At 69.6% G+C, this 24,636-nt stretch carries 36 protein-coding genes and 1 pseudogene; 2 read left to right on the top strand and 35 right to left on the bottom strand.

Annotation, left to right across the window (positions count from 1 at the left end; all coding sequences use genetic code 11):
• Positions 1-54: 54 nt before the first annotated feature.
• A complete protein-coding gene (locus tag EV371_RS11200) occupies positions 55-660 on the bottom strand; it encodes a methyltransferase (RefSeq protein ID WP_130461977.1) in 606 nt (201 codons plus the stop codon).
• Between the two features lie 671 nt (positions 661-1,331).
• Here EV371_RS11200 and EV371_RS11195 point away from each other — a divergent pair.
• Positions 1,332-1,598, top strand: coding sequence for a hypothetical protein (locus tag EV371_RS11195; protein WP_130461976.1), 267 nt, complete (start codon positions 1,332-1,334; stop codon positions 1,596-1,598).
• 1,154 nt (positions 1,599-2,752) lie between these two features.
• Entirely contained in the window at positions 2,753-3,631 is an 879-nt protein-coding gene (locus tag EV371_RS11190; RefSeq protein ID WP_130461975.1) for a hypothetical protein, read from the top strand.
• Positions 3,632-3,767: 136 nt separating this feature from the next.
• Here the strand turns inward: EV371_RS11190 and truA are convergent, their stop codons facing one another.
• The 34 genes and pseudogenes from truA to tuf all read right to left on the bottom strand — a co-directional run bounded on the left by truA (position 3,768) and on the right by tuf (position 24,547).
• Positions 3,768-4,601: a tRNA pseudouridine(38-40) synthase TruA gene (gene truA / locus EV371_RS11185; protein WP_130465821.1), complete on the bottom strand. Its 834-nt coding sequence runs from the start codon at positions 4,599-4,601 to the stop codon at positions 3,768-3,770.
• Between the two features lie 81 nt (positions 4,602-4,682).
• Positions 4,683-5,240 carry a 50S ribosomal protein L17 gene (gene rplQ / locus EV371_RS11180; protein ID WP_130461974.1) on the bottom strand — a complete coding sequence of 186 codons (558 nt, stop codon included), beginning with the start codon at positions 5,238-5,240 and terminating at the stop codon, positions 4,683-4,685.
• A gap of 68 nt (positions 5,241-5,308) precedes the next feature.
• Complete coding sequence (locus tag EV371_RS11175; RefSeq protein ID WP_130461973.1) at positions 5,309-6,331, bottom strand: DNA-directed RNA polymerase subunit alpha; 1,023 nt, start codon at positions 6,329-6,331, stop codon at positions 5,309-5,311.
• Between the two features lie 113 nt (positions 6,332-6,444).
• Positions 6,445-7,071, bottom strand: a complete 627-nt coding sequence (gene rpsD, locus EV371_RS11170; RefSeq protein WP_130461972.1) for a 30S ribosomal protein S4 — start codon at positions 7,069-7,071, stop codon at positions 6,445-6,447.
• Between the two features lie 16 nt (positions 7,072-7,087).
• The gene (rpsK, locus tag EV371_RS11165; RefSeq protein WP_030329919.1) at positions 7,088-7,495 is read right to left on the bottom strand and encodes a 30S ribosomal protein S11; all 408 of its coding nucleotides are present in this window, start codon (positions 7,493-7,495) and stop codon (positions 7,088-7,090) included.
• A 142-nt stretch (positions 7,496-7,637) separates the two neighbouring features.
• Positions 7,638-8,018, bottom strand: coding sequence for a 30S ribosomal protein S13 (gene rpsM / locus EV371_RS11160; RefSeq protein WP_130461971.1), 381 nt, complete (start codon positions 8,016-8,018; stop codon positions 7,638-7,640).
• Positions 8,019-8,241: 223 nt separating this feature from the next.
• On the bottom strand, positions 8,242-8,355 hold the full coding sequence (gene rpmJ, locus EV371_RS11155) for a 50S ribosomal protein L36 (RefSeq protein ID WP_012184307.1): 114 nt from the start codon (positions 8,353-8,355) through the stop codon (positions 8,242-8,244).
• Between the two features lie 126 nt (positions 8,356-8,481).
• On the bottom strand, positions 8,482-8,703 hold the full coding sequence (gene infA / locus EV371_RS11150) for a translation initiation factor IF-1 (RefSeq protein ID WP_007073013.1): 222 nt from the start codon (positions 8,701-8,703) through the stop codon (positions 8,482-8,484).
• A 215-nt stretch (positions 8,704-8,918) separates the two neighbouring features.
• On the bottom strand, positions 8,919-9,494 hold the full coding sequence (locus EV371_RS11145; RefSeq protein ID WP_486484572.1) for a DUF1707 SHOCT-like domain-containing protein: 576 nt from the start codon (positions 9,492-9,494) through the stop codon (positions 8,919-8,921).
• Positions 9,495-9,598: 104 nt separating this feature from the next.
• On the bottom strand, positions 9,599-10,450 hold the full coding sequence (gene map / locus EV371_RS11140) for a type I methionyl aminopeptidase (RefSeq protein ID WP_130461970.1): 852 nt from the start codon (positions 10,448-10,450) through the stop codon (positions 9,599-9,601).
• Between the two features lie 10 nt (positions 10,451-10,460).
• A complete protein-coding gene (locus EV371_RS11135; RefSeq protein WP_130461969.1) occupies positions 10,461-11,114 on the bottom strand; it encodes an adenylate kinase in 654 nt (217 codons plus the stop codon).
• Positions 11,115-12,446 carry a preprotein translocase subunit SecY gene (gene secY, locus EV371_RS11130; protein ID WP_130461968.1) on the bottom strand — a complete coding sequence of 444 codons (1,332 nt, stop codon included), beginning with the start codon at positions 12,444-12,446 and terminating at the stop codon, positions 11,115-11,117. It abuts the gene before it with no gap.
• Between the two features lie 232 nt (positions 12,447-12,678).
• Positions 12,679-13,122 carry a 50S ribosomal protein L15 gene (rplO, locus tag EV371_RS11125; protein ID WP_101368131.1) on the bottom strand — a complete coding sequence of 148 codons (444 nt, stop codon included), beginning with the start codon at positions 13,120-13,122 and terminating at the stop codon, positions 12,679-12,681.
• The gene (rpmD, locus tag EV371_RS11120; protein WP_130461967.1) at positions 13,122-13,304 is read right to left on the bottom strand and encodes a 50S ribosomal protein L30; all 183 of its coding nucleotides are present in this window, start codon (positions 13,302-13,304) and stop codon (positions 13,122-13,124) included. Before rpmD ends, rplO begins: the two co-directional genes overlap by 1 nt.
• The gene (gene rpsE / locus EV371_RS11115; RefSeq protein WP_130461966.1) at positions 13,304-13,918 is read right to left on the bottom strand and encodes a 30S ribosomal protein S5; all 615 of its coding nucleotides are present in this window, start codon (positions 13,916-13,918) and stop codon (positions 13,304-13,306) included. The genes rpmD and rpsE overlap by 1 nt, the downstream gene beginning before the upstream one ends.
• A 68-nt stretch (positions 13,919-13,986) precedes the next feature.
• On the bottom strand, positions 13,987-14,376 hold the full coding sequence (gene rplR, locus EV371_RS11110) for a 50S ribosomal protein L18 (RefSeq protein ID WP_130461965.1): 390 nt from the start codon (positions 14,374-14,376) through the stop codon (positions 13,987-13,989).
• A 61-nt stretch (positions 14,377-14,437) separates the two neighbouring features.
• Positions 14,438-14,980, bottom strand: a complete 543-nt coding sequence (gene rplF / locus EV371_RS11105; protein WP_130461964.1) for a 50S ribosomal protein L6 — start codon at positions 14,978-14,980, stop codon at positions 14,438-14,440.
• 74 nt (positions 14,981-15,054) lie between these two features.
• Positions 15,055-15,462, bottom strand: coding sequence for a 30S ribosomal protein S8 (rpsH, locus tag EV371_RS11100; RefSeq protein ID WP_018784557.1), 408 nt, complete (start codon positions 15,460-15,462; stop codon positions 15,055-15,057).
• Between the two features lie 154 nt (positions 15,463-15,616).
• On the bottom strand, positions 15,617-15,802 hold the full coding sequence (locus EV371_RS11095; RefSeq protein WP_007073023.1) for a type Z 30S ribosomal protein S14: 186 nt from the start codon (positions 15,800-15,802) through the stop codon (positions 15,617-15,619).
• A gap of 41 nt (positions 15,803-15,843) precedes the next feature.
• The gene (gene rplE, locus EV371_RS11090) at positions 15,844-16,413 is read right to left on the bottom strand and encodes a 50S ribosomal protein L5 (protein WP_130461963.1); all 570 of its coding nucleotides are present in this window, start codon (positions 16,411-16,413) and stop codon (positions 15,844-15,846) included.
• Positions 16,410-16,724 (bottom strand): 50S ribosomal protein L24, encoded by a 315-nt coding sequence (gene rplX / locus EV371_RS11085; RefSeq protein ID WP_130461962.1) that lies wholly within the window; start codon positions 16,722-16,724, stop codon positions 16,410-16,412. Before rplX ends, rplE begins: the two co-directional genes overlap by 4 nt.
• A gap of 82 nt (positions 16,725-16,806) precedes the next feature.
• Positions 16,807-17,175, bottom strand: coding sequence for a 50S ribosomal protein L14 (gene rplN / locus EV371_RS11080; protein WP_116067066.1), 369 nt, complete (start codon positions 17,173-17,175; stop codon positions 16,807-16,809).
• Positions 17,176-17,288: 113 nt separating this feature from the next.
• Entirely contained in the window at positions 17,289-17,567 is a 279-nt protein-coding gene (rpsQ, locus tag EV371_RS11075; protein ID WP_130461961.1) for a 30S ribosomal protein S17, read from the bottom strand.
• A gap of 76 nt (positions 17,568-17,643) precedes the next feature.
• Positions 17,644-17,880, bottom strand: coding sequence for a 50S ribosomal protein L29 (gene rpmC / locus EV371_RS11070; protein WP_130461960.1), 237 nt, complete (start codon positions 17,878-17,880; stop codon positions 17,644-17,646).
• A complete protein-coding gene (rplP, locus tag EV371_RS11065) occupies positions 17,880-18,305 on the bottom strand; it encodes a 50S ribosomal protein L16 (RefSeq protein ID WP_088647000.1) in 426 nt (141 codons plus the stop codon). Before rplP ends, rpmC begins: the two co-directional genes overlap by 1 nt.
• A gap of 3 nt (positions 18,306-18,308) precedes the next feature.
• Positions 18,309-19,187, bottom strand: coding sequence for a 30S ribosomal protein S3 (gene rpsC, locus EV371_RS11060; protein WP_130461959.1), 879 nt, complete (start codon positions 19,185-19,187; stop codon positions 18,309-18,311).
• A 77-nt stretch (positions 19,188-19,264) separates the two neighbouring features.
• Positions 19,265-19,723: pseudogene (gene rplV / locus EV371_RS11055) on the bottom strand (50S ribosomal protein L22); the annotation flags it as partial.
• A gap of 37 nt (positions 19,724-19,760) precedes the next feature.
• Entirely contained in the window at positions 19,761-20,042 is a 282-nt protein-coding gene (gene rpsS / locus EV371_RS11050) for a 30S ribosomal protein S19 (RefSeq protein ID WP_101368142.1), read from the bottom strand.
• Between the two features lie 15 nt (positions 20,043-20,057).
• Positions 20,058-20,897, bottom strand: a complete 840-nt coding sequence (gene rplB / locus EV371_RS11045) for a 50S ribosomal protein L2 (RefSeq protein WP_130461957.1) — start codon at positions 20,895-20,897, stop codon at positions 20,058-20,060.
• A 12-nt stretch (positions 20,898-20,909) separates the two neighbouring features.
• Complete coding sequence (rplW, locus tag EV371_RS11040) at positions 20,910-21,212, bottom strand: 50S ribosomal protein L23 (RefSeq protein WP_101368144.1); 303 nt, start codon at positions 21,210-21,212, stop codon at positions 20,910-20,912.
• Positions 21,209-21,862 carry a 50S ribosomal protein L4 gene (gene rplD, locus EV371_RS11035; RefSeq protein ID WP_130461956.1) on the bottom strand — a complete coding sequence of 218 codons (654 nt, stop codon included), beginning with the start codon at positions 21,860-21,862 and terminating at the stop codon, positions 21,209-21,211. Before rplD ends, rplW begins: the two co-directional genes overlap by 4 nt.
• A 159-nt stretch (positions 21,863-22,021) precedes the next feature.
• Positions 22,022-22,687 (bottom strand): 50S ribosomal protein L3, encoded by a 666-nt coding sequence (rplC, locus tag EV371_RS11030; protein ID WP_130461955.1) that lies wholly within the window; start codon positions 22,685-22,687, stop codon positions 22,022-22,024.
• Positions 22,688-22,698: 11 nt separating this feature from the next.
• The gene (rpsJ, locus tag EV371_RS11025) at positions 22,699-23,007 is read right to left on the bottom strand and encodes a 30S ribosomal protein S10 (RefSeq protein WP_007073037.1); all 309 of its coding nucleotides are present in this window, start codon (positions 23,005-23,007) and stop codon (positions 22,699-22,701) included.
• A gap of 346 nt (positions 23,008-23,353) precedes the next feature.
• Entirely contained in the window at positions 23,354-24,547 is a 1,194-nt protein-coding gene (gene tuf / locus EV371_RS11020) for an elongation factor Tu (RefSeq protein WP_130461954.1), read from the bottom strand.
• Between the last annotated feature and the right edge of the window lie 89 nt (positions 24,548-24,636).

The raw sequence follows: 24,636 nt of genomic DNA, 5'->3' as shown, positions 1-24,636 counted from the left end.
GGCCTGCTGGAACGGGTCCCGGCCCGCTGAACCGGCCCGGCCCGCCGGCCGCGCTCAGCGGGTGACCCGGAGCACCCGGTAACCCTTCTGGCTGGCGTGGCGCTCGACCCGCCAGCCGTCCTCGACGAGCCAGCGCTGGAGCGAGTCACCACCGAGATGCCGGGCCACCACCAGCCACGCCACGCCGTCCGGGGCCAACCGGGGCAGCCAGCGCCGCAGCATGCCGTGCAGCTCTGCCTTGCCGATCCGGATCGGCGGGTTGGACCACAGTTGGGTGAAGGTGAGGTCCTCCGGGACCTCGTCCGGCGCGGTGACGCGTACCCGGTCGGCCAGGCCGAGCCGCTGCGCGTTCTCGCTGGTGAGTTCACGCGCCCGGGCGTTGACGTCGACCGCCCAGACGGTGGCCTTACTCGCCCCGGTGGCGAGTACGCAGGTGATCGGCCCGTAACCACAGCCCAGGTCGAGCAGGGCTCCGCTGGTCTCCGCCCCGGGAAGTTCGGCCTTGCGCAGCAGTACTGCCGTGCCTGGATCGAGCCGGTCGGCGGAGAAGACTCCGGCCGAAGAGGTCAGCGAGTAGTCGTACCCCTCGACGGAGAACGCCACCGTACGCCGATCGGCGCTGGTCGCGGGCTCGGTGCTGAAATAGTGGTCGCCGGTCACGCCACGCATTGTCGCCTACCGCGTGGCCGCTCTGCCCGCTGGCCGTATCCCCGGGCCCCGCCCAGGCTCGGGCAAATACCTACTCTCTCATCAAGTGTGACTCATCGGCGGCGGCGCGCCGATCCGCATTTCCGTTACCCTGTGCGACATGGCTTATGGGCGTGGACCTCGACCGGGCGGTGGATCGCCACGCTCCCGACGAGATCCCGCCGACCAGCCTCCGGTCGAGCCGGATCCGGCGGCCGGTCCCCCGCCGGGCCGGGCCGTCCGGCGGCGTTCCGGACCGGACCGGACCGACGGGCTACCGGCGTCCTCCCGCTTCCGTCCGTCCACTCCGGAGAACCCGGGCCCGCGTTCTTCCCACGGCTGGCCGGAGGAGGGGGCGGCACGGCCGGCGGACCGTCCAGGTCGGTCGGCGGCGGCGCCAGACCGCCCCATCGGCCCCTTCGGCGGCCCTCCGGACGCCTTCGGTGGCCCCTCCGACGTGCCGGGCCGGTACCCGGACGCAGCGACCAGCCGGCAGCCCGACACACCGAGCCGACACCCGAACGGACCGACCAGCCGGCACCCGGACAGGCCCGGCGGCCAGTACCCGGCCGGACCTCCCGGCCAGTACCCGGCCGGACCTGCCGGCAGACACTCGGACGGCCCCACCGGCCGGTACCCGGAGGGTGCGCCCCGAGGACGTACGCCGGACGGCATCGCGGGTCCGGTGGAGCCCTCCGGTCGACCCCGTCGGGCTCGGCACGGCGCGCCCGGACCCGACGGCCCCGGCGCGGCTGCCGCTGCCGGCTATCCGCCGGTACGCGAGCCGCTCCCCGACCCACTCGGCGCGCCCGGCGGCCAGCCTCGCGACCGGCTGTCGTCGGCTCGTCCCGGTCACGATCGTCCGCCCCCGGCTGCGCCGGCCCACGGTGCGGGTGGCGGGCGCCACCTGATCACCCCCGAGGACGGACTCCCGGCCGGCGGTCGATCGTCCCCGAGTGGCGCCCGGCCGGCCACCGGCGGCCCACCCGGCCCTCGGGACCGGATGGCCCCCGGCGGCAGGCCGGTTCCCGGCACCCGGATGCCCTCCGACGAGCTGTCCGGCGCCGGCGGCAGGCCGGGTCCGGTCGGTCGCCCGCCCCGGACGGCTGGCCGCGGTGTCCCAGTCGGACCGGTCCCCTCCGATGCCGACTCGTTCGGGCCGCCCCGCCCCGCGTCGGGCCCGGCCGCGGGCGGGAGTACGGATTCGCCGGAGCGTCCCCACGGTGGTCGACGGCCCGGGGCAGGTTCGGCCCCGTCCCGTCCGCGTCCCCAGCCCGACCCCGTTCCCGGGCCGGACGTTCCGTACCGACCGGGCGCCGGGGAGGACCCGCTCGCCGGGCCACGCCCTGCACCGGTACCACGTCAGCGACGCGCTCCCTCGGCCGACCGGGAGCCGCTCCGGCCCGGCCGTCCCGACCTCGCCGGGCCGCCCGCCGGACGGCGCAGGTCCGCCGACCTGCCGGCCGACGGTCCGGTGGACCGTCGCGGTGACCGGGCGGGTACCGTCGGCTCCCCCCGTTCCGGTCCGCCACCCCCCGGGGGTACGCCGACGGGGCTGCCGCGCCCCCGACCAGGAGACCCTGGGCCGGTTGCCGGCACCCGGCCCGACCTGCGGCCAGGTGGCCCGGCGCAGGCCGGTCCACCGCCCCCGCGTCGATCCAGGCACGCCGGCGACCCGCCCGGCTCACCCGCCGGACCCCGCACCGCCCCGCCATCTGACCGGGTCCCGGGCTCGCCGGCAGGCCCGCGCTCGGCGCCACCCGGCGCCGCACGGCGGGACCGGGCGCCGGGCTCACCCGCCGGACCGCGCTCGGCGCCACCCGGCGCCGCACCGCTGGACCGGGCGCCAGGCTCACCCGCCGGACCGCGCCTCGGTCCGGACGGCGCAGCACGATCAGCCGCAGTTCCCCGTCCGGGTCCGCCGTATGACCGGGCCCCGGCGGAACCGGCCGGTGACAGGTCGGGGCCGCCGGCACCGGGTGGGCGTACCGGACCGGTGGCCGAGGGCTCCCCGGTCGCTCCGACGCGTACGCAGGGGCCATCCCGTACGCCGGAGCCGCGGCGGGTGCCCAAGCCGGCAGCGGTCGCACCGCCCGGTTCCGCTCCGGCGCCGGCTCGGGCTCCGGGGAGCACCCCGGGCAGGCCCGCCGCCGGCTCCTCGGTCGCCACCGTGTCGTCGACGTCCGGCGAGACGGACGCACCGCTACGCCGTTCCCAGCGGACCTGGCAGTTGGTCGTCGGTTCGCTCGGCGTGCTGCTCCTGCTCGGCATCTGCGGGCTCAGTTCCTACTTCTTCATGGTCGACGACCCGGTCGGCCGGGACTCCCGGGCGGCCGACGGGACCGGCGCCGGCGCCAGCCCCCGGGACATCAGCTCCCGCACCGCCGACCCGGCTCCGCTGACCGTCAAGGAGGTCTTCCCGGACGGCAAACAGGTGCTGGTCGATCCCGAGCAGTCGGCGTACGAGCTGCTCAAGACCCAGGCGGCAGAGGACTGCGGGCTCGCCGCCGACGGCCAGATCGAGGTGGTGCTGCAGGACGCGGGGTGCAGTCAGTTCGTCCGAGGCACCGTACGCTCCCCCACCGGCCTCTACGTCGCGACCGCCGGGATCGTGAACCTGGCGGACGAGGCGGGGGCGACCTCGGCACGCGAGAAGATCAAGCCGATCGTGGACGGCCGGAAGGGGCGTTTCCTGGGCCTCGCCGCCGGCAGCGGCACCGAGCCCGTCACGGCCGCCTCGGCCCAGGCCGGCTGGCACGTCCGCGGCCACTTCCTGATCTACTGTGTCGTCGCCAAGAGCGACGGCAAGATCATCGGCGAGGACGACCTGTTCGCCCGACAGATCCTCTCCGACATGATCGAGGTGTACCTGCGCGGGAAGGTGCTCGACCAGCGGATCGTCGCCGCCCCGACCGGAGCGCCGAACCCGGTGCAGTCCGACTGAACCTTTTTCAACCTCCCCTTGCGGTCCGTCGGAGCGCAAGGTCGGACGCGATGTGTGAGCGCCGCGCGGTTCAGGTTGAAAAAGGTTCACTGACCACCGGCCACCGCCGCGACGGCGCCGGATCCGGCGGCGGCCTTCAGGCCGAGGCGGTGATCCGGAGCCGGCGGGTACGCAGCGCCCGGCTGGCGTATTCGGCGGGGTCCTCGGGGTAGCCGACCGCGACCAGCGTCAACCCGTACGGCGGTGCCACGCTCACCTCGCTGGCCCGCTCCCGCCGCCGGAGCAGGCCACCCGGCCAGTCGACCGGACGGCGCCCGTCCCCGGCCACCAGCATCGCCCCGACCAGACTGCGCACCATCGACTGGCAGAACGCGTCGGCCTGCACCGTGGCCACCAGCACACCGTCCGGATCCCGCCGCCAGTCCAGCCGGGTCAGTTCCCGCACCGTCGTGGCGTTCTCCTTGCGCCGGCAGTACGCCGCGAAGTCGTGCTCGCCGACCAACCCGGCGGCGGCCTGGTTCAGCGCCGCCAGGTCGAGCGGGCGCGGCCAGGCGAGCACCTCGTGCCGGCGCAACGGCTCGGCACCGTACGGGGCGTCGGTGACCCGGTACTCGTAGCGCCGGAAGGTGGCCGAGAACCGGGCGTCGAACTCGGCCGGCACCTCGGCGACGGCCCGGACCCGGACGTCGGGTGGCAGCACCCCGGCGAGCCGGCGCAGCAGCGTCTCCGCCCACTGCCGCCACACCGCGCCCGGCAGGTCGAGATGGCAGACCTGCCCGCTGGCGTGCACACCGGCGTCGGTGCGCCCCGCCACGGTCAGCCCACGCACCCGATCCGGCCCGACGATCCGGGTCAGCGCCTCGACCAGCACCCCGGCGACGGTACGCCGGCCGGGCTGGACGGCCCATCCGGAGAAGTCACCGCCGTCGTAGGCGACGTCCAGGCGTACCCGGGTCTGCTCCTCATCCACCTCGCGCTCCACGGCCAGCTCCAGACATGCCACGGCCCGACACCCCCGCGGGGATGCCGGGCCCGGCGTCGTTCCTCGGTCCTACTTGTTGTCCGCCTCGTCGGTGTCCGCCCGGGCCCCATCGGTGTCGCCGGAGCGCGACTCCGGCGACTCGGCGTCCTGGTCGCCGTCGGATGACGAGGCACGCGGGGTCTCCTCGTCCGGGGCGAGCGCCTCGACCTTGTCCTGCTGCGCCGCCTTGCGGGCGGCGGTCTTCTTCGCCGGCGCCGCCGGAGCCTCGACCAGCTCCTCGACCAGCTCGATGATGGCCATCGGCGCGTTGTCCCCCTTGCGCGGGACGGTCTTCACGATCCGGGTGTAGCCACCGTTGCGGTTGGCGAACCGGGGAGCGATCTGGTCGAACAGGGTGAAGACCACGTCCTTGTCCCGTACGACGGTCAGCACCCGCCGGCGGGATGCCAGGTCTCCCCGCTTGGCCTTGGTGATGAGCTGCTCCGCGAGCGGACGGAGCCGCTTGGCCTTCGTCTGGGTGGTCGTGATGCGGCCGTGCTCGAACAGCGCGGTGGCCAGGTTGGCCAGGATCATCCGCTCGTGCGCGGGGCTACCGCCGAGGCGGGGGCCCTTGCTGGGCGTGGGCATTCTTGGTGCTCCTCAATAGTGGGTGGCCGGATCTCCAGTGGGTGGCCGGATCTCCGGCTAGCCCCGGACTAAAGCTGCTCGGTCTCGCGGTAGTCGTCGGTGTCGTAGTCGGCCTCGCCGAAGGAGTCGACGACGTGCGCCGGGTCGAAGTTGGGCGCCGAGTCCTTCAGCCCCAGCCCCATGCCGGCGAGCTTCATCTTGACCTCGTCGATCGACTTCTGCCCGAAGTTCCGGATGTCGAGCAGATCGGCCTCGGTGCGTCCGATGAGCTCGCCAACCGTGTTGATGCCCTCGCGCTTGAGGCAGTTGTAGGACCGGACGGTGAGGTCCAGTTCCTCGATCGGCAGCGCCAGGTCGGCGGCGAGCTGCGCATCCTGCGGCGACGGGCCGATGTCGATGCCCTCGGCGCTCTCGTCCAGCTCCCGGGCCAGCCCGAAGAGCTCGACCAGCGTGGAGCCGGCGGAGGCGAGCGCGGTACGCGGCCCGATCGAGGCCTTGGTCTCGACGTCGATGATCAGCCGGTCGAAGTCGGTACGCTGCTCGACCCGGGTCGCCTCGACCCGGTACGTCACCTTCAGCACCGGCGAGTAGATCGAGTCGACCGGAATCCGGCCGATCTCGGCACCGGCCTGCTTGTTCTGCGCGGCGGTGACGTAGCCGCGGCCCCGCTCGACGGTCAGTTCCATGTCGAGCCGGCCCTTGCCGTTGAGCGTGGCGAGCTTGAGGTCGGCGTTGTGCACGGAGACACCGGCCGGGGGCTGGATGTCACCGGCCGTGACGTCACCGGGGCCCTGCTTGCGCAGGTACATGCTGACCGGCTCGTCGTGGTCGGAGCTGACGCAGAGCTCCTTCACGTTCATGACGAGCTCGACCACGTCCTCCTTGACCCCCGGGATGGTGGTGAACTCGTGCAGTACGCCGTCGACCTTGATCGAGGTGACCGCCGCGCCCGGAATGGAGGAGAGCAGGGTCCGCCGGAGCGAGTTGCCCAGGGTGTACCCGAAACCCGGCTCGAGCGGCTCGATGGTGAACCGGGACCGGGTCTCGTTGATCGACTCCTCGGTGAGGGTCGGCCGCTGGGTGATGAGCATGTTGTTTCCTTTTCGTTCGGGGCACCCGCTATTTGATGCCCAAACTCATGTCCGGCGCTCCGCGCCGCTGCCGGCGGAAGGCCGGGCAGTCGGCGCGGAGACGCCAGGAACCGCTACTTCGAGTAGAGCTCGACGATCAGCTGCTCCTGGACCTGGGTGTCGATGACGCCCCGGGCCGGAAGCGAGTGGACCAGCACCTTCATCTGGCTGGGGATCGCCTCCAGCCAGGCCGGCACCGTCTTCGAGCCGGCCTCGGCCTGCGCCACGATGAACGGCGTCAGCTCCTTGGACTTGGCCCGGACCTCGACGATGTCGTGCTCCTTCACCCGGTACGACGGGATGTCGACCTTGCGGCCGTTCACCGTCAGGTGACCGTGCTTGACGAGCTGCCGCGCGTGGTCGCGCGACTTCGCCAGGCCGGCCCGGTAGACCACGTTGTCGAGGCGCGACTCGAGGATCTGCAGGAGGATCTCGCCGGTCTTGCCACTCTTGGCGACGGCCTCCTCGTAGTACCCCCGGAACTGCTTCTCCAGCACGCCGTAGACCCGGCGGGCCTTCTGCTTCTCACGGAGCTGGATCAGGTACTCCGTCTCCTTGGTACGGCCCCGGCCGTGCTGCCCGGGCGGGAACGGCCGGGACTCGAACGGGCACTTCGGGCCATCGCACTTGCTGCCCTTGAGGAACAGCTTCATCTTCTCCCGACGGCAACGGCGGCAGTCGGCACCGGTGTAACGAGCCATGTTCTTCGTCTACCTCTCAGACCCGACGACGCTTCGGCGGACGGCACCCGTTGTGCGGCTGTGGCGTGACGTCGGCGATCTGGCCGACCTCAAGGCCGACGGCCTGCAGCGAACGGATGGCGGTCTCCCGGCCGGAGCCGGGGCCCTTGACGAACACGTCGACCTTGCGCATGCCGTGCTCCATGGCCCGACGCGCGGCGGCCTCGGCGGCCAGCTGCGCGGCGAACGGAGTCGACTTGCGGGAACCCTTGAAGCCCACCTGGCCGGCGGAGGCCCAGGAGATGACGGCACCGGTCGGGTCCGTGATGGAGACGATGGTGTTGTTGAACGTGCTCTTGATATGCGCCTGCCCGTGGGCGACGTTCTTGCGTTCCTTGCGCCGGACCTTCTTGACGGCGGCCCCGGCGCGAGCCTTCGGTGGCATAAGTCTGTGCGCTCCTAGTTGACTTTCCCGGAACGGATCCCGGCCCTGCCGAGCAGGGCCGGCCGGTCACCGGACAACTCTTCGGTTCGGGTTGGAGTCCCGGCCTACCTCGACGGGCACCGACCCGGATTCCGATTGAGTCCTACTTCTTGCCGGGCTTCTTCTTGCCGGCGACGGTCCGCTTCGGGCCCTTCCGGGTCCGGGCGTTGGTACGGGTCCGCTGGCCACGGACGGGCAGACCCCGGCGGTGCCGGATGCCCGCGTAGCAGCCGATCTCGACCTTGCGGCGGATGTCAGCGGCGACCTCGCGGCGCAGGTCGCCCTCTACCTTGTAGTTGGCCTCGATGTGGTTCCGGAGCTGGACCAGCTCCTCGTCCGTGAGGTCCTTGGCGCGCTTGTCCGGGGAGATGCCGGTGGCGGCGAGCGTCTCGACCGCGCGGGTCCGACCGACCCCGAAAATGTAGGTGAGCGCGATCTCCAGCCGCTTCTCGCGGGGGAGATCGACGCCGACTAGCCGTGCCATGTGCGGGCGTACTCCTCAGGTTACTTCGCGGAGGTCTGGACCCGCCCCACCCCGCCTGCCCAAAACCTGCGGGCCCCGGCCTCCGACCGGGGGTGGGCCACGACTGCGCTATCGCTGGGCGATCTCGCCGCTCGCGGCTGGGACGAGCTTGTGTTGTTGTACGGGATCTGCGGCCCGGACCCACCGTCGACGCCGCCGGCACGTCACCGGCCGGCGGTCGCGATCAGCCCTGGCGCTGCTTGTGGCGCGGGTCGGTGCAGATGACCATGACCCGGCCGTGCCGGCGGATCACCCGGCACTTGTTGCAGATCCGCTTGACGCTCGGCTTGACCTTCACGGTTGCCTTACTTCCCATCTGTGCCCGGCAGCGCGCTGACGCCGTCGAGTCTTGAGGACGGACACGGACACCCGGCCGTCGTCAGGCAGTTCACGAACCCCGGACCGACACCCGGCCCGGCGACGTTCACTTGTAGCGGTAGACGATGCGCCCTCGGGTCAGGTCGTACGGCGAAAGCTCGACGACGACCCGGTCCTCGGGCAGGATGCGGATGTAGTGCTGCCGCATCTTGCCGCTGATGTGAGCCAGCACCTTGTGGCCGTTGGCGAGTTCCACCCGGAACATGGCGTTCGGGAGTGGCTCGATCACTCGACCCTCGATCTCGATGGCTCCGTCTTTTTTCGGCATGTCCTCCGCTGTCCTGACGTCGGTTACTCCGGACGGCTCACAACGCCTTTCCCGGACGGAGAATCATCCGAGCCAGCCGCGGCTCCGGCCCCACCGAAGCGCGGGTGGGCATGCCGGAGTGGACGCTGTGCGCCGATCAGCCAGTGTACGCGCGCCCGCACGCCAGCGCCAACCCGGGGACTCCCGGGCCGTCGGATCGGACGAAGGCGACTATATCAGGCGAGTTCCTCCTGGCCGCCCTGCTCGTCCAGGCGGCGTTTCCGCTCCGCTGTCCGGGCTCGCTTCTCGATCTTCGCCTGTCGCTTCGCCGCCTGCTCGGCGGCCCAGCGCTGCGGCTCCCCCTTCGCCAACCCGGTGACGGTACGGAGCAGCAGCATCGCGCCCAGCGGCCCCGCCACCCAACCCGGCCAGAAGTAGAGCAGGTCGGCCGAGAGCGCCGAGGTGACCGCCCAGATGGTGACCACGACGCCGACCAGGCCGAGGTAGCCCTCCCAGGTCTCGACCAGCCAGGCCCGGGTGGCGCCCGGATAGCGAACGGCGGGTTCGGCACGGAACACCGGCGGCTCCGGGGCACCGGCCGGCACCAGTCCGGCCTGGTCGACCGGCACCGTACCCGGCAGGTCGGTGAGCAGCCCGTCGAGGTCCCCGTACGTCTTGGCCGCGTACGCCCGCTGGAGCCGATCATCGTATTCGCCCAGATCGAGCCGTCCCTCGTTCAGGGCCTGCCGGAGCTGATCGGCCACGGCCGCGCGATCGGAGTCCGCCGCACGCATCTGGTCCCGCCGGTCCATGCTACGAGGATGCCACTACGGAGCCAGCCCGCCCAACGAGGCCGGCGGGCCGAGCCGGCCGGGGCCATCGGGGTTACAGTCGATCACCGGGTCGCAGCGGACCGTCAACCGAAGGAGGACCGGGCGGGTTCTCGGCCGGTCACCAGGTCGCCGAGCCGGGCCCGACCGCCGTCCGGCGCGGTCAGCACCCAGACGCCGTCGTCCAGCAGCGCCATAGTGTGCTCGACGTGGGCCGCGATCGACCCGTCGCGGGTGATCACCGTCCAGCCATCGTCCAGCTCGACCGTCCGGGGGGAGCCCAGGGTGACCATCGGCTCGATCGCCAGCGCCATCCCCGGCACCAACCGGGGGCCGCGACCTGGCCGGCCATGGTTGAGCACGTGCGGGTCCTGGTGCATCTCGGTGCCGATGCCGTGCCCGCCGTACCCCTCGACGATGCCGTACCGGCCACCGGCCCGGACCGCGCGCTCCACCGCGTACGAGATGTCGGTCAGCCGGCCGCGACCGCTGAGCATGCCGCGCGCCGCGGCCCGGATTCCCGCCCACATCGCGTCCTCGGCGACCTCGGCCATGCGGTGCAGCTCCGGACGGACCTCGCCGACCGCGACGGTGATCGCGGCGTCGCCGTGCCAGCCGTCGAGGATGGCGCCGCAGTCGATCGAGATCAGGTCACCGTCCCGGAGCACCTGGGCCGAGGCCGGGATGGCGTGCACGATCTGCTCGTTGACCGAGGAACAGATCGACGCCGGATAGCCGTGGTAGCCCTTGAACGAGGGGACGCCGCCAGCCTCCCGAATCACCGACTCGGCGATCGCGTCGAGGTCGGCGGTGGAGACACCGGGGGCGACCGCCACCCGCATCCGCTCCAGGGCCGCCGCGACGACGAGCCCGGCCCTGCGCATCAGCTCGATCTGCTCCGGGGTCTTCAGCTGGATGTCCAGCTGGGGACGGCGCATGGTACCCAGCCTATCCGCCGTAGGACCGCAGGGCGTCGATAGCCCGGACGGTGACGTCCTCCACCGGCCCGGTGGCGTCGATGCCGACGAGCTTGCCCTGTGCGCCGTAGTAGTCGATCAGCGGTGCGGTCTTGTTGGCGTACTCGCGCAGCCGCTCGGCGATCGTCTCGGCCTTGTCGTCGTCCCGCTGGAACAGCTCGCCGCCGCACCGGTCACAGATGCCCGCCACCGAGGGGGCGTCGAACTCGATGTGCCAGACCTTTGCACAGCCCCGGCAGGTACGCCGGCCGGAGAGCCGCCGGATCACCTCGTCGTCGTCGACGACCAGTTCCATGACCAGGTCCAGCGCGGTGCCGAGATCAGCCAGCAGCTTGTCCAGCGCCGCCGCCTGCGGGGTGGTCCGAGGGAATCCGTCGAGCAGGAAACCCTCGGACGCGTCCGGGCTGGCGAGCCGGTCCCGGACCATGTTGATGGTCACTTCGTCGGGCACCAGCTTGCCGGCGTCCATGTAACGCTTGGCCTCGACTCCGAGGGGGGTGCCCTGCGAGACGTTGGCCCGGAAGATTTCCCCCGTCGAAATCTTGGGCACAGCGAGGTGGGCGGCGATGAACTCGGCCTGGGTCCCCTTGCCCGCCCCGGGGGGACCGACCAGAACGAGTCGCATCTACCGCAGGAACCCTTCGTAGTTCCGCTGCATGAGCTGGCTCTCGATCTGCTTCACGGTCTCCAGCCCGACACCGACCATGATCAGTACGGCGACGCCACCGAACGGGAAGTTCTGGTACTGCTGGCTGTCCAGCCAGATGAAGAAGAAGTTCGGCAGGATGGAGATCAGACCCAGGTAGAGGGCACCGGGGAGGGTGATCCGGCTCAGGATGAAGTCCAGGTAGTCGGCCGTCGGCTTGCCGGGCCGGATGCCGGGGACGAACCCGCCGTACTTCTTCATGTTGTCCGCGACCTCGGTCGGGTTGAACGTGATCGAGACGTAGAAGTACGTGAAGAAGATGATCAGCAGGAAGTACACGCTGATGTAGGTCGGGCTGTCCGGCTGCACCAGGTGGTTCTGCACCCAGGTCTGCCAGTCGTTCAGGTTGTTCTGGTCGAAGAACTGGAGCAGCAGCGAAGGTAGGTACAGCAGCGACGAGGCGAAGATGACCGGAATCACACCCGCCTGGTTCACCTTCAGCGGGATGTAGGTGGAGGTGCCGCCGTACATCCGCCGGCCGATCATGCGCTTGGCGTACTGCACCGGGATGCGGCGCTGGGCCTGCTCGATGAAGACGACCGCGGTGATGACGACCAGGACCAGGACCAGGACCAGCCCGAACATCCCCCAGCCCTTGTTGTTCTTGATGGTCCAGCCTTCGCTGGGCAGCCGGGCCGCGATCGAGGTGAAGATCAGCACCGACATGCCGTTGCCGACGCCCCGGTCGGTGATCAGCTCGCCGAGCCACATCACCACGCCGGTGCCGGCGGTCATCGTGGTCACCAGGATGGAGACGGTCAGCCAGTTCGGCAGGCCGGTGCCCTCCGGAATGATCGGGAACTCCTGGCACATCCCGTTGAAGAGCTGACCGGAGCGGGCCAGCGCCACGAAGGCCGAGGCCTGCAGGACACCCAGACCGAGGGTCAGGTAACGGGTGTACTGCGTGATCTTCGCTTGACCTGCCTGGCCCTCCTTGCGGAGCTGCTCCAGCCGCGGGATGACGACGGCGAGCAGCTGCAGGATGATCGAGGCGGTGATGTAGGGCATGATGCCCAGCGCGAAGACCGACAGCGACAGCAGCGCGCCGCCGGAGAAGAGGTTGAGCAGGTTGAAGACACCGTTGCCTTCGCCCGACTCCATGGTCTGGATGCACTTCTGCACGTTGCCGTAGGAGACGCCCGGGCTGGGCAGCGTCGCGCCGAGCCGGTAGACCGCGATGATGCCTACTGTGAACAGCAGCTTCTTGCGCAGGTCAGGCGTGCGGAACGCACTGAGAAAGGCGGAGAGCAACTTCTTCCTCCTGCGCGAGGCGGCCGCCGATGGTGCATGGCGGGACGGGGTGGTTGTCGGGCGATCGACCCGAACCCATAGCTGGGATCGGACTCTAACAGTCCGGAGCGCTCTCGGGCAGATCCACCCGGAGAACATTCACCGCTTACGATGTTAACGGGGGGATTGGCCCGTTAGTAAGCCGGGCGCCCGCCAGTTGCGCTGAACGGGCGAGCGCCTCGACCACGACGTCCTACAGCTCCGTCACCGAGCCGCCGGCAGCGGTGATCTTCTCCTTGGCCGACGCGCTGAACGCGTGCGCCGACACCTGGAGGGCGACCCCGCCCAGCTCCCCGGTACCGAGAACCTTCACCGGCTGCCCCTTGCGGACGGCGCCGGCCTGGACCAGCTCCTGCGGACCGACCTGGCCGCCCTCCGGGAACAACTCGGCGAGCCGGTCCAGGTTGACCACCTGGAACACGACCTTGAACTTGTTCTTGAAGCCCTTCAGCTTCGGCAGCCGCATGTGGATGGGCATCTGCCCGCCCTCGAAGGCCGCCGAGATGTTCTTCCGGGCCTTGGAGCCCTTGGTACCGCGACCGGCGGTCTTCCCCTTCGAGCCCTCACCGCGACCCACCCGGGTCTTCTCGGTCTTGGCCCCGGGAGCCGGACGCAGGTGGTGGACCTTGATCGTCATTACTCGACCTCCTCGACCTTCACGAGGTGGCTCACGGTGAAGATCATGCCCCGAATCTCGGGGCGGTCCTCCTTGACCACCACGTCGTTGATCCGCTTGAGACCGAGCGACCGCAGCGACTCGCGCTGGTTGTGCTTGGTCCCAATGTTGGACCGGACCTGGGTCACCTTCAGGCGTGCCATCAGGCCGTCACCCCCGCCTGGGCCGCCAGCATGGCGGCCGGGGCGACGTCCTCGACCGGCAGGCCCCGACGCTTCGCGATCGCCTCCGGCGACTCCAGCCCCTTCAGGGCCGTCACCGTGGCGTGCACGATGTTGATCGGGTTCGACGAGCCGAGGCTCTTGGAGAGCACGTCGTGGATGCCCGCGCACTCCAGAACCGCTCGGACCGGCCCACCGGCGATGACACCCGTACCGGCACTGGCCGGCTTGAGCAGCACCACACCGGCGGCGTCCTCACCGGTCACCGGGTGCGGGATCGAGGAACCGATCCGCGGCACCTTGAAGAAGTGCTTCTTGGCCTCCTCGACGCCCTTGGCGATCGCCGCGGGCACCTCCTTGGCCTTTCCGTAACCCACGCCGACCGTGCCGTCGCCGTCGCCCACGACCACCAGGGCGGTGAAGCTGAAGCGACGACCGCCCTTCACGACCTTGGCAACCCGGTTGATGGCGACGACCCGCTCAAGGTGCGGCGTCTTCTCGGCGGGCGCGTTTCCGCGACCGCCCTCACGGCGGTTGTCGCGGCGACCACCCTCGTTGCCACCGGACCCGCCGCCACGGCGCTGTTGACCTGGCATCAGCAGCTTTCCTCTCTTCTCGTGACGGGGTTAGTTACGATCCTCGTCTGATTGCGCATCAAACGCCGTCAGAACTCGAGCCCGGCTTCGCGGGCCGCGTCGGCCAGCGCGGCGATCCGCCCCGCGTACTGGTTGCCACCACGGTCGAAGACGACCCTGGAGATCCCGGCCGCCTTGGCCCGCTCGGCGACGAGCGCGCCGACCTTGCCGGCCAGGGCGCTCTTGTCGCCCTCGGTACCCCGGATCGAGTCGTCCATGGTCGAGGCGTAGACCAGCGTGTGGCCCCGGCCGTCGTCCACGATCTGCGCGGTGATGTGCCGCAGCGAGCGGGTGACCACGAGTCGCGGCCGCTCGGCGGTGCCGACGACGGTCTTGCGCACCCGGAAGTGCCGACGCGCCCGCCCGACGGCGCGCTTGGCGGCGACCCCGCGGCGACGCTTGAGCAGTGTGGCGGTCACTTCTTACCTGCCTTTCTCCCGACCTCGCGGCCGGCGGACGACTTCGCCCCGGAACCGGCGGTCACTTCTTGCCCGCCTTTCCGGCCTTGCGGCGAATCACTTCGCCCTGGTACTTAACGCCCTTGCCCTTGTACGGCTCCGGCGGACGGATCTTCCGGATGTTCGAGGCCACCTCGCCGACCTGCTGCTTGTCGATGCCGGCCACGTGGAACAGGGTGGGCCGCTCGACGGTGAAGGTGATCCCGGGCGGGGCCTTCACCTGCACCGGGTGCGAGAACCCGAGCGCGAACTCCAGGTCGCTGCCCTTGGCGGTGACCCGGTAACCGGTGCCGGCGATCTCCAGGGTCTTGCGGTAGCCCTCGGTGACTCCGACGATCATGTTCGCCACCAGCGTACGGCTCAGGCCGTGCAGCTCCTTGGCCTCGCGCTCGTCGTTCGGCCGGTTGACGTGCAGCTGGCCGTCCTCGCCCCGCTCCACCGTGATCGGCGCGGCCAGGGTGTGCGACAGCTCGCCCTTCGGCCCCTTGACCTTGACGGTCGAGCCGTCGATGGTCACCTCGACGCCGGCCGGTACCGGGATCGACTTACGTCCAATACGCGACATTATCGATCGTTTCCTTCGTTCGCGACTGCGGGGCTCCGCTTCGCTGCGCTCCTCGCGCTCACGGCATGCCTCCGTTACCAGACGAAGGCGAGGACTTCCCCGCCAACGCTCCGCTTGCGAGCCTGCCGGTCGGTCAGCAGTCCCTGGGACGTCGAAATGATCGCCACGCCCAGTCCGCCGAGCACCCGCGGGAGCCCGTCCGACTTGGCGTACACCCGGAGGCCGGGCTTGGACACGCGCTTGATGCCGGCCAGGCTCCGCTCCCGGTTCTGGCCGTACTTAAGCTCGACGACCAGTCGCTTGCCGACGGCGCCCTCCTCGGGCTCCTCGACCGACCAGGTCGCGATGTAGCCCTCGGACTTGAGGACCTCGGCGATGTTCGCCTTGATCTTCGAGTAGGGCATCGTCACCCGGTCGTGGTACGCCTGGTTGGCGTTACGCAGACGCGTCAGCATGTCTGCGATCGGGTCGGTCATCGTCATGGATCTCGTCAGCCTTTCTCGCCGGGGTTCCCGGGGCACTGGCCCGGGCCTACGGCGTTGCGATCCTCGCCCCGGATATCGGTCGGGACGTGGCTGGGCCCAAAGCGGGTGGCGGTGCGGTCCTCGCTCCGCCACCCACGGATGGGGCGCAGGGTCACCAGGAAGCCTTCGACACGCCGGGCAGCTCACCGCGGTGCGCCATCTCCCGGATGCAGACCCGGCAGAGGCCGAACTTGCGGTAGACCGCCTTCGGCCGCCCGCAACGCTGGCAGCGGGTGTACGCGCGAACCGAGAACTTCGGCTTCGCGGCGGCCTTGAGGATCAGCGCCTTCTTCGCCATATCAGTCCTCAGTTCTCCTTGTTTCGATCCGTCACGGCTGCTCAGCTCTCCTTGAACGGGAAGCCGAGGAGCTTGAGCAGTGCCCGGCCCTCGTCGTCGGTCTTGGCGGTGGTCACCACCGTGATGTCCATGCCCCGCACGCGGTCGATCCGGTCCTGGTCGATCTCGTGGAACACCGACTGCTCGGTCAGGCCGAACGTGTAGTTGCCGTGTCCGTCGAGCTTGCGCCCGTCCAGACCGCGGAAGTCCCGGATCCGGGGCAGCGCGATCGAGAGCAGCCGGTCCAGGAACTCCCACATCCGGTCGCCGCGCAGGGTCACCTTGGCACCGATCGGCATGCCCTCGCGGAGCTTGAACTGCGCGATGGACTTGCGGGCCCGGCGGACCTGCGGCTTCTGGCCGGAGATGGTGGCCAGGTCGCGTACGGCGCCGTCGATCAACTTCGCGTCCCGGGCCGCCTCGCCGACACCCATGTTGACGACGATCTTGACCAGGCCGGGCACCTGCATCGGGTTGCCGTACTGGAACTGCTCACGGAGCTGTCCCGCGACCTCGTCGCGGTAGCGCTGCTTGAGCCGGGGCAGCGTCTTGGTCTCGGTTGCCGTCATCACAGGTCCTTACCGGTGCTACGCGCGATACGGACCTTCTGGCCGCCCTCGTCGATCCGGTACCCGACCCGCGTCGGGTTGCCGTCGGAGTCCACGACCATCACGTTCGAGACGTGGATCGCGGCCTCCTGCGTGACGATGCCACCGGTCTGCGCACCGCGCTGGGTGGTGCGGATGCGGGTGTGCTTCTTGACCCGGTTCACGCCCTCGACCAGGACCTTGTCCTGCCGCGGGTAGGCCGCGATGACCTTGCCCTTGGCACCCTTGTCCTTACCGGCGATGACGATGACCGTGTCGCCCTTCTTCACCTTCATGCCCGCGCCTCCCTCCGGTCGGCGCGCGCCTGAAGCTTGCACCTACTGCGCTTGCTGGTTCCCTCGCTGCGCTCGGTCACGGTTACAACACCTCCGGCGCGAGTGAGATGATCTTCATGAACCGCTTGTCCCGCAGCTCACGGCCAACCGGGCCAAAGATACGGGTACCTCGCGGGTCGCCACCATCCTTGATGATCACGGCCGCGTTCTCGTCGAATCGGATGTACGAGCCGTCCGGCCGCCGCTTCTCCTTCGCGGTGCGGACGATGACCGCCTTGACGACGTCGCCCTTCTTCACACCGGCTCCGGGAATGGCGTCCTTGACCGTGGCCACGATGACGTCGCCGATGCCCGCGTAGCGCCGACCGGAGCCACCGAGTACCCGGATGCACAGGATCTCCCGGGCGCCCGTGTTGTCGGCGACGCGCAGTCGCGACTCCTGCTGAATCACGTCTATCTCCTATGTCTGCCAGTTCTCAGCCGGCGGTTCATCCGGCCTGCCTTCGTCGACCGAAGTCCCGTGCCGGCTGAGCTTGGCGGAACCCTGAGCCTGCGGTACGGCTCTTACTTGGCCTTCTCGAGGATCTCCACAACCCGCCACCGCTTGGTGGCGGACAGCGGACGGGTCTCCATGAGCAGCACCCGGTCGCCCACACCACACGCGTTCTGCTCGTCGTGCGCCTTCAACTTGCTGGTGCGGCGCATGACCTTGCCGTACAGCGCGTGCTTGACCCGGTCCTCGACCTCGACGACCACGGTCTTCTCCATCTTGTCGCTGACCACGAGGCCCTCCCGGACCTTGCGCTGGGCCCGCGCCTTCGCAGTGCTGGTTTCCTCGCTCATGACTTCCCCTCGCTTCGCTCGGTGAAGTCACGAGGCTCCACCGCACTGAGCCTGATGATTCGCTCGCTGCGCTCGCTCATGATGCAGTCACCTCAGTCGGCGCGGCCGAAAGCCCAAGCTCACGCTCACGCATGATCGTGTAGATCCGGGCGATCTCCCGGCGGATGACCTGGAGCCGACGGTTGTTGTCCAGCTGACCGGTCGCCGCCTGGACGCGGAGGTTGAACAGCTCCGCCTTGGCCTCCCGGAGCCGGCTCACCAGCTCCTCCTCGGAGAGCTCACGCAGCTCGCTGGCCTTCACGCCCGCGGCCATCAGCTTTCACCCACTTCGCGCGTCACAATGCGGCACTTCATCGGGAGCTTGTGGATCGCGCGACGCATCGCCTCTCGCGCGATCTGCTCGTTGGGGAAGGACATCTCGAAGAGCACCCGCCCCGGCTTCACGTTGGCCACCCACCACTCGGGCGAACCCTTACCGGAACCCATCCGGGTCTCGGCCGGCTTCTTGGTCAGGGCCTGGTCCGGGAAGACCGTGATCCAGACCTTGCCGCCACGCTTGATGTGCCGGGTCATCGCGATACGGGCCGACTCGATCTGCCGGTTGGTCACGTACGCGGGCTCGAGCGCCTGGATTCCGAACTCGCCGAACACCACCCGGTTGCCGCCCTTCGACGCGCCGTGGCGGTCGGGGTGGTGCGGCTTGCGGAAGCCCTTCGGGGGCTTGCGCGGCATCAGCATCTGTCAGCCCTCCTGCGCTGAGCTGTCCGTTCCGGCGGAACCCGCCGGAGTCGCCGCGGCGGTAGCCGGCGCGGCGCTGTCGTTCGTCGCCTCGGCGGGCGGACCGGAGATCCCCGCGGCTGCCGCCCGGCCCGCGTCGGTGCCGCCCGGCGTGGTGCCGGAGGAACCGGAGCGGCCGCGACGCGGCCGATCGGGCCGGTCGCCACGCTCACGGCGTGGACGCGCCGGACCGGTCTCGGCCGGGGCCTCCCGACCGGGTACGGCGTCGCCCTTGTAGATCCAGACCTTCACGCCGATCCGGCCGAAGGTGGTCCGGGCCTCGAAGAAGCCGTACTCGATGTTGGCCCGCAGCGTGTGCAGCGGCACCCGACCCTCGCGGTAGAACTCGGTACGGCTCATCTCGGCGCCACCGAGCCGGCCGGAGACCTGCACCCGGATGCCCCGCACGATCGGGTTCTTCATCGCGGACTGCATGGCCTTGCGCATCGCCCGCCGGAAGCTGACCCGGCTGGAGAGCTGCTCGGCCACGCCCTGCGCGACGAGCTGCGCGTCCGACTCCGGGCTCTTCACCTCGAGGATGTTGAGCTGCACCTGCTTGCCGGTCAGCTTCTCCAGCTCGCCACGGATCCGGTCGGCCTCCGCACCCTTACGGCCGATGACGATGCCCGGCCGAGCGGTGTGGATGTCGACCCGGACCCGGTCCCGGGTCCGCTCGATGTCGACCTTGGAGATGCCGGCCCGCTCCAGGCCCTTGGACATCATCCGCCGGATCTTGACATCCTCGGCGATGTAGTCCTTGTAGAGCTTGTCCGCGTACCAGCGGGACTTCCAGTCGGTCGAGATGCCGAGCCGGAACCCGTGCGGGTGAACCTTCTGACCCATTACTCGGCACCCTCCGTCTTGCTCTGCGTCTGGCCGCCCTCGGTCGCCGGCTCGGTCGACTCGGTCGCCTTGGCCGGCTCGGTCGACTCGTTCGACTTGGCCGGCTCGGCCGACTTGGTCGCCTTGGCCGGAGCGGCCTTCTTCGCCGCGCCCCGCCCGGCCGGCGCCGACGGCGCGACGGACTCCACCACGATGGTGATGTGACAGGTCCGCTTGCGGATCCGGTACGCCCGGCCCTGCGCGCGCGGCTGGAACCGCTTCATCGTCGGGCCCTCGTCCACGAACGCCTCGCTGACGAGCAGCGCGTCGGGGTCCAGCCGCTCGTTGTTCTCCGCGTTGGCGATCGCGCTCGCGAGCACCTTGTACACCTGCTCACTCGCCGCCTGCGGCGCGAACTGCAGCACCGTGAGCGCCTCCTTCGCGGGCAGACCGCGGACGAGGTTGACCACCCGGCGCGCCTTGGTCGGCGAGATGCGCACGTGTCGCGCAACCGCCCGCGCGCCCGGAAGCACCGGAGCGTCGCCCTTTACTGGCATCGCTGAAACCCCTTGATCCTTTATCCGTGGTCGGCGCTCAGCGCCGGCGGCTCTTCCGGTCGTCCTTCTCGTGACCCTTGAACGTGCGGGTCAGCGCAAACTCACCGAGCTTGTGCCCGACCATCGCCTCGGTGATGAACACCGGGACGTGCTTGCGCCCGTCGTGCACGGCGATCGTGTGCCCGAGCATGTCCGGGATGATCGTCGAACGGCGCGACCAGGTCTTGATGACGTTCTTCGAGCCCTTCTCGTTCTGCGTCTCCACCTTCTTGAGCAGGTGGTCGTCGATGAACGGGCCCTTCTTCAGGCTGCGAGGCATGTCTACCTATCTCCCTTAGCCGCGCTTACGGGTGGCGTAGCGGCGGCGGACGATGAGGCGGTCGCTCGCCTTGCCCTTCTGCCGGGTACGACCCTCGGGCTTACCCTGCGGGTTCACCGGGTGACGACCACCGGAGGTCTTACCCTCACCACCACCGTGCGGGTGGTCGACCGGGTTCATCGCCACACCACGGACGGTCGGGCGGCGGCCCTTCCAGCGCATCCGGCCGGCCTTGCCCCAGTTGATGTTTGACTGGTCGGCGTTGCCGATCTCGCCGATGGTGGCCCGGCAACGCACGTCCACCCGCCGGATCTCACCGGAGGGCATCCGCAGCGTCGCGTACGCGCCCTCCCGGCCCAGCAGCTGGATGCCGACGCCGGCCGAGCGGGCCAGCTTGGCACCACCGCCGGGACGCAGCTCCACCGCGTGGATGCTGGAACCGACCGGAACGTTGCGCAGCGGCAGGTTGTTGCCCGGCTTGATGTCGGCGCCCGGACCGGACTCGACCCGGTCGCCCTGCTTCAGGTCCTTCGGCGCGAGAATGTACCGCTTCTCGCCGTCGGCGTAGTGCAGCAGCGCGATCCGCGCGGTGCGGTTCGGGTCGTACTCGATGTGCGCGACCTTCGCCGGCACGCCGTCCTTGTCGACCCGCTTGAAGTCGATCAGACGGTACTGCCGCTTGTGCCCGCCACCGTGGTGCCGCGTGGTGATCCGGCCGTGGGCGTTGCGTCCGCCCTTCTTCGGCAGCGGGACCACCAGCGACTTTTCCGGGGTCGACCGGGTGATCTCGGCGAAGTCGGCGACGCTGGAGCCACGCCGGCCCGGCGTCGTCGGCTTGTACTTACGGATAGCCATTGTCTATACCCCTCAGCTGACCGGGCCGCCGAAGGCCTCGATACGGTCACCGTCAGCCAGCTTCACCATCGCCCGCTTGGTGTTCTTGCGCTTGCCGTACCCGGTGCGGGTGCGCTTGCGCTTGCCCTCGCGGTTGAGGGTGTTCACCGTCAGGACGCGCACGTCGAAGATCTGCTGGATCGCGATCTTGATGGCGGTCTTGTTGGCGTCCGGGTGCACCAGGAAGGTGTACCAGTTCTTGTTCAGCTCGCTGTAGCTCTTCTCGGAGACGACCGGCGCGAAGATGATGTCCCGCGGGTCGGCGATGGTGCTCACTTGTCGCTCTCCTCACCCTGCGCCCCACCGCGGACACCCAGGAACTCGTCCAGGGCCTCCTTGGTGAAGATCACGTCGTCGGCCACCAGCACGTCGTACGTGTTGAGCTGGCCGGCCTCCAGCAGGTGCACCCTGGGCTCGTTGCGCAGCGAGAGCCAGTTCAGCTCGTCGGTGCTGCTGAGCACCACCAGCACCCGCTTGGCCTCGGTCGCCTTGCGCAGCGTGGCGAGGGCTGCCTTGGTCGACGGCTTGTCGCCGCTGACGAAGGCCTCGACCACGTGCACCTGACCGCCGCGGGCACGGTCCGAGAGGGCGCCCCGCAGCGCGGCGACCTTCATCTTCTTCGGGGTCCGCTGGCTGTAGTCGCGCGGGACCGGACCGTGCACGACGCCACCGCCGGCGAACTGCGGCGCCCGGATCGAACCCTGCCGGGCCCGACCGGTGCCCTTCTGCTTGTACGGCTTCTTGCCGCCGCCGGCGACCTCGCCACGGGTCTTGGTCTTGTGCGTGCCCTGCCGCGCGGCGGCGAGCTGAGCGACCACGACCTGGTGCATCAGCGGAATGTTCGCCTGCACGTCGAAGATCTCGGCGGGCAGCTCGACGGAGCCGCTCTTGGTGCCCTCGACGGTCAGCACGTCAACGGTGGTCACTGTGCTCGTCCTCCGTTCGCGACTGCGGGGCTCGCAAGCTCACTCCTCGCGCTCACTGTGCTCGTCCTCCGTTCGCGGCTGCGGGGCCCGCAAGCTCTACTCGCATCCCGGCGCGAGCGCGTGCCACGTGAGCCGCCTCGAAACGCTCGCTCCTCGCGCTCACTGGGCCGCACCGCCCTTCTTCGCGAAGACCTTCGCGGCCGAGCGGACCAGCACCAGCGCGCCCTTGGGGCCGGGGATGGCGCCGCGGACCAGCAGCAGGTTGTTCTCGGGGTCCACCGCCTGGATGGTGAGGTTCTGCACGGTGTAGCGCGCGCCACCCATCCGGCCGGCCATCCGGGTGCCCTTGAAGACGCGGCCCGGGGTCGCGCAGGCGCCGATCGAGCCGGGCGAGCGGTGCTTGCGCTCGACACCGTGACTGGCGCGCAGACCGTGGAAGCCGTGCCGCTTCATCGGACCGGCGAAGCCCTTGCCCTTGGTCCGGCCGGTCACGTCGATCGCCGTGCCCACGGGGAACGCGTCGACGCTGACCTCCTGGCCCAGCTCGTAGTCCGAAGCGTCGGTGGTGCGCAACTCGACGATGTGCCGGCGCGGCGCCACGTTGGCCTTGGCGTAGTGGCCGCTGACCGGCTTCTTGACCTTCCGGGGGTCGACCACGCCGTACGCCAGCTGGACCGCGGAGTAGCCGTCCTTCTCAGCGGTGCGGACCTGGGTGACGACACACGGTCCGGCCTGCACCACGGTCACCGGGACAACCTTGTTGTTGTCCCAGACCTGGGTCATGCCGAGCTTGGCGCCCAGGATGCCCTTCACTTGCCTGTCCATTAGTCCGGTCCCTACAGCTTGATCTCGATGTCGACGCCAGCCGGCAGGTCGAGGCGCATGAGCGAGTCGACCGTCTTGGGGGTCGGGTCGATGATGTCGATCAGACGCTTGTGCGTGCGCATCTCGAAGTGCTCACGCGAGTCCTTGTACTTGTGCGGCGAACGGATCACGCAGAAACGGTTGATCTCCGTGGGCAGCGGCACCGGGCCCGCGACCTGAGCCCCGGTACGCGTCACCGTCTCAACGATCTTGCGCGCCGAGGAGTCGACCACCTCGTGGTCGTACGCCTTGAGCCGGATGCGGATCTTCTGTCCCGCCATGGTGGCCTCTGTTCCTTCTCTTCGCCTTGTCCGTCCCGCCCGCTCCAGCGGAGCCGCTCTCCCGGAGGGGAGCGGGATGTTCCATGCCGGGCTCGGGCGCTGCCCAGTTCCCGTGCTTTCCGACCCCCGCGGTCGGGCGTGTCGCACCCCGAGGCCGGACTCCACTCCCGGAAAGTCCGAGGCGGTCCCACCCGTGCGGGAAATATCGGGGCGCCGAAGATAGATCAACTACCTCCGGACGCCCAGCAAGGGTGGTTGACTGCTGGGCAGCCAACCACCCCGCCGGTACGCAACCTGACCAGTATGCCGTACTACCGCACGGCAACGCTAATCGGGGTTACCTGAATTACTTTACGATCTTCGTGACGAACCCTGCGCCGACCGTCCGGCCACCCTCACGAATCGCGAACTTGAGGTTCTCCTCCATCGCGATCGGCTGGATGAGCTTGACCGACATCGTGGTGTTGTCACCCGGCATGACCATCTCGGTGCCCTCGGGCAGCGTGACGACGCCGGTAACGTCCGTGGTCCGGAAGTAGAACTGCGGACGGTAGTTCTGGAAGAACGGGGTGTGCCGGCCGCCCTCCTCCTTGGAGAGGATGTAGACGGTCGCCTCGAACTCCGTGTGCGGGGTGGTGGTGCCGGGCTTGACGACCACCATGCCGCGCTCGACGTCCTCGCGCTTGATGCCCCGGAGCAGCAGGCCGACGTTCTCGCCCGCGCGGGCCTCGTCGAGCAGCTTGCGGAACATTTCGATGCCGGTGCAGACCGTCTTCTGCGACTTCTCGCGGATACCGACGAGCTCCACCTCCTCGTTCGGCTTGAGCACGCCACGCTCGGCGCGGCCGGTGACCACGGTGCCCCGACCGGTGATCGTGAAGACGTCCTCGATCGGCATCAGGAACGGCTTGTCGGTCTCGCGCTCGGGCTGCGGGATCGCGGTGTCGACCGCGGTCATCAGCTCCAGGAGCCGCCCGGTCCACTCCGGGTCGCCCTCCAGGGCCTTCAGCGCCGAGACCCGCACGACCGGCAGGTCGTCGCCGGGGTACTCCTGCGACGAGAGCAGCTCGCGGACCTCGAGCTCGACGAGCTCCAGCAGCTCCTCGTCGTCCACCATGTCGCTCTTGTTCAGCGCCACGACGATGTACGGCACGCCGACCTGACGGGCCAGCAGCACGTGCTCGCGGGTCTGCGGCATCGGGCCGTCGGTCGCGGCCACCACCAGGATCGCGCCGTCCATCTGCGCGGCACCGGTGATCATGTTCTTGATGTAGTCAGCGTGACCGGGGCAGTCGACGTGTGCGTAGTGCCGCGCCTCGGTCTGGTACTCGACGTGCGAGATCGAGATCGTGATACCCCGCGCCTTCTCCTCCGGCGCGTTGTCGATCTGATCGAACGGCGTGTACGGGTTCAGTTCCGGGTACTGGTCGTGCAGGACCTTGGTGATGGCCGCCGTCAGCGTCGTCTTACCGTGGTCGATGTGACCAATGGTGCCGATGTTGACGTGCGGCTTAGTCCGCTCGAACTTCGCCTTCGCCACTGGTGTCCTCCTGTGGACTTCTTGGTTCGTACGCCCGGCACGCCATTCGGCGCTCAGGACTCTGTCGACAGCCTTTCCGACCGAGGTTC

It is taken from the genome of Plantactinospora sp. CNZ321 (genome assembly GCF_004217235.1).
The sequence above is the reverse complement of the archived record's forward strand: the minus strand, read 5'-3'. Positions and strand labels throughout refer to the sequence as shown.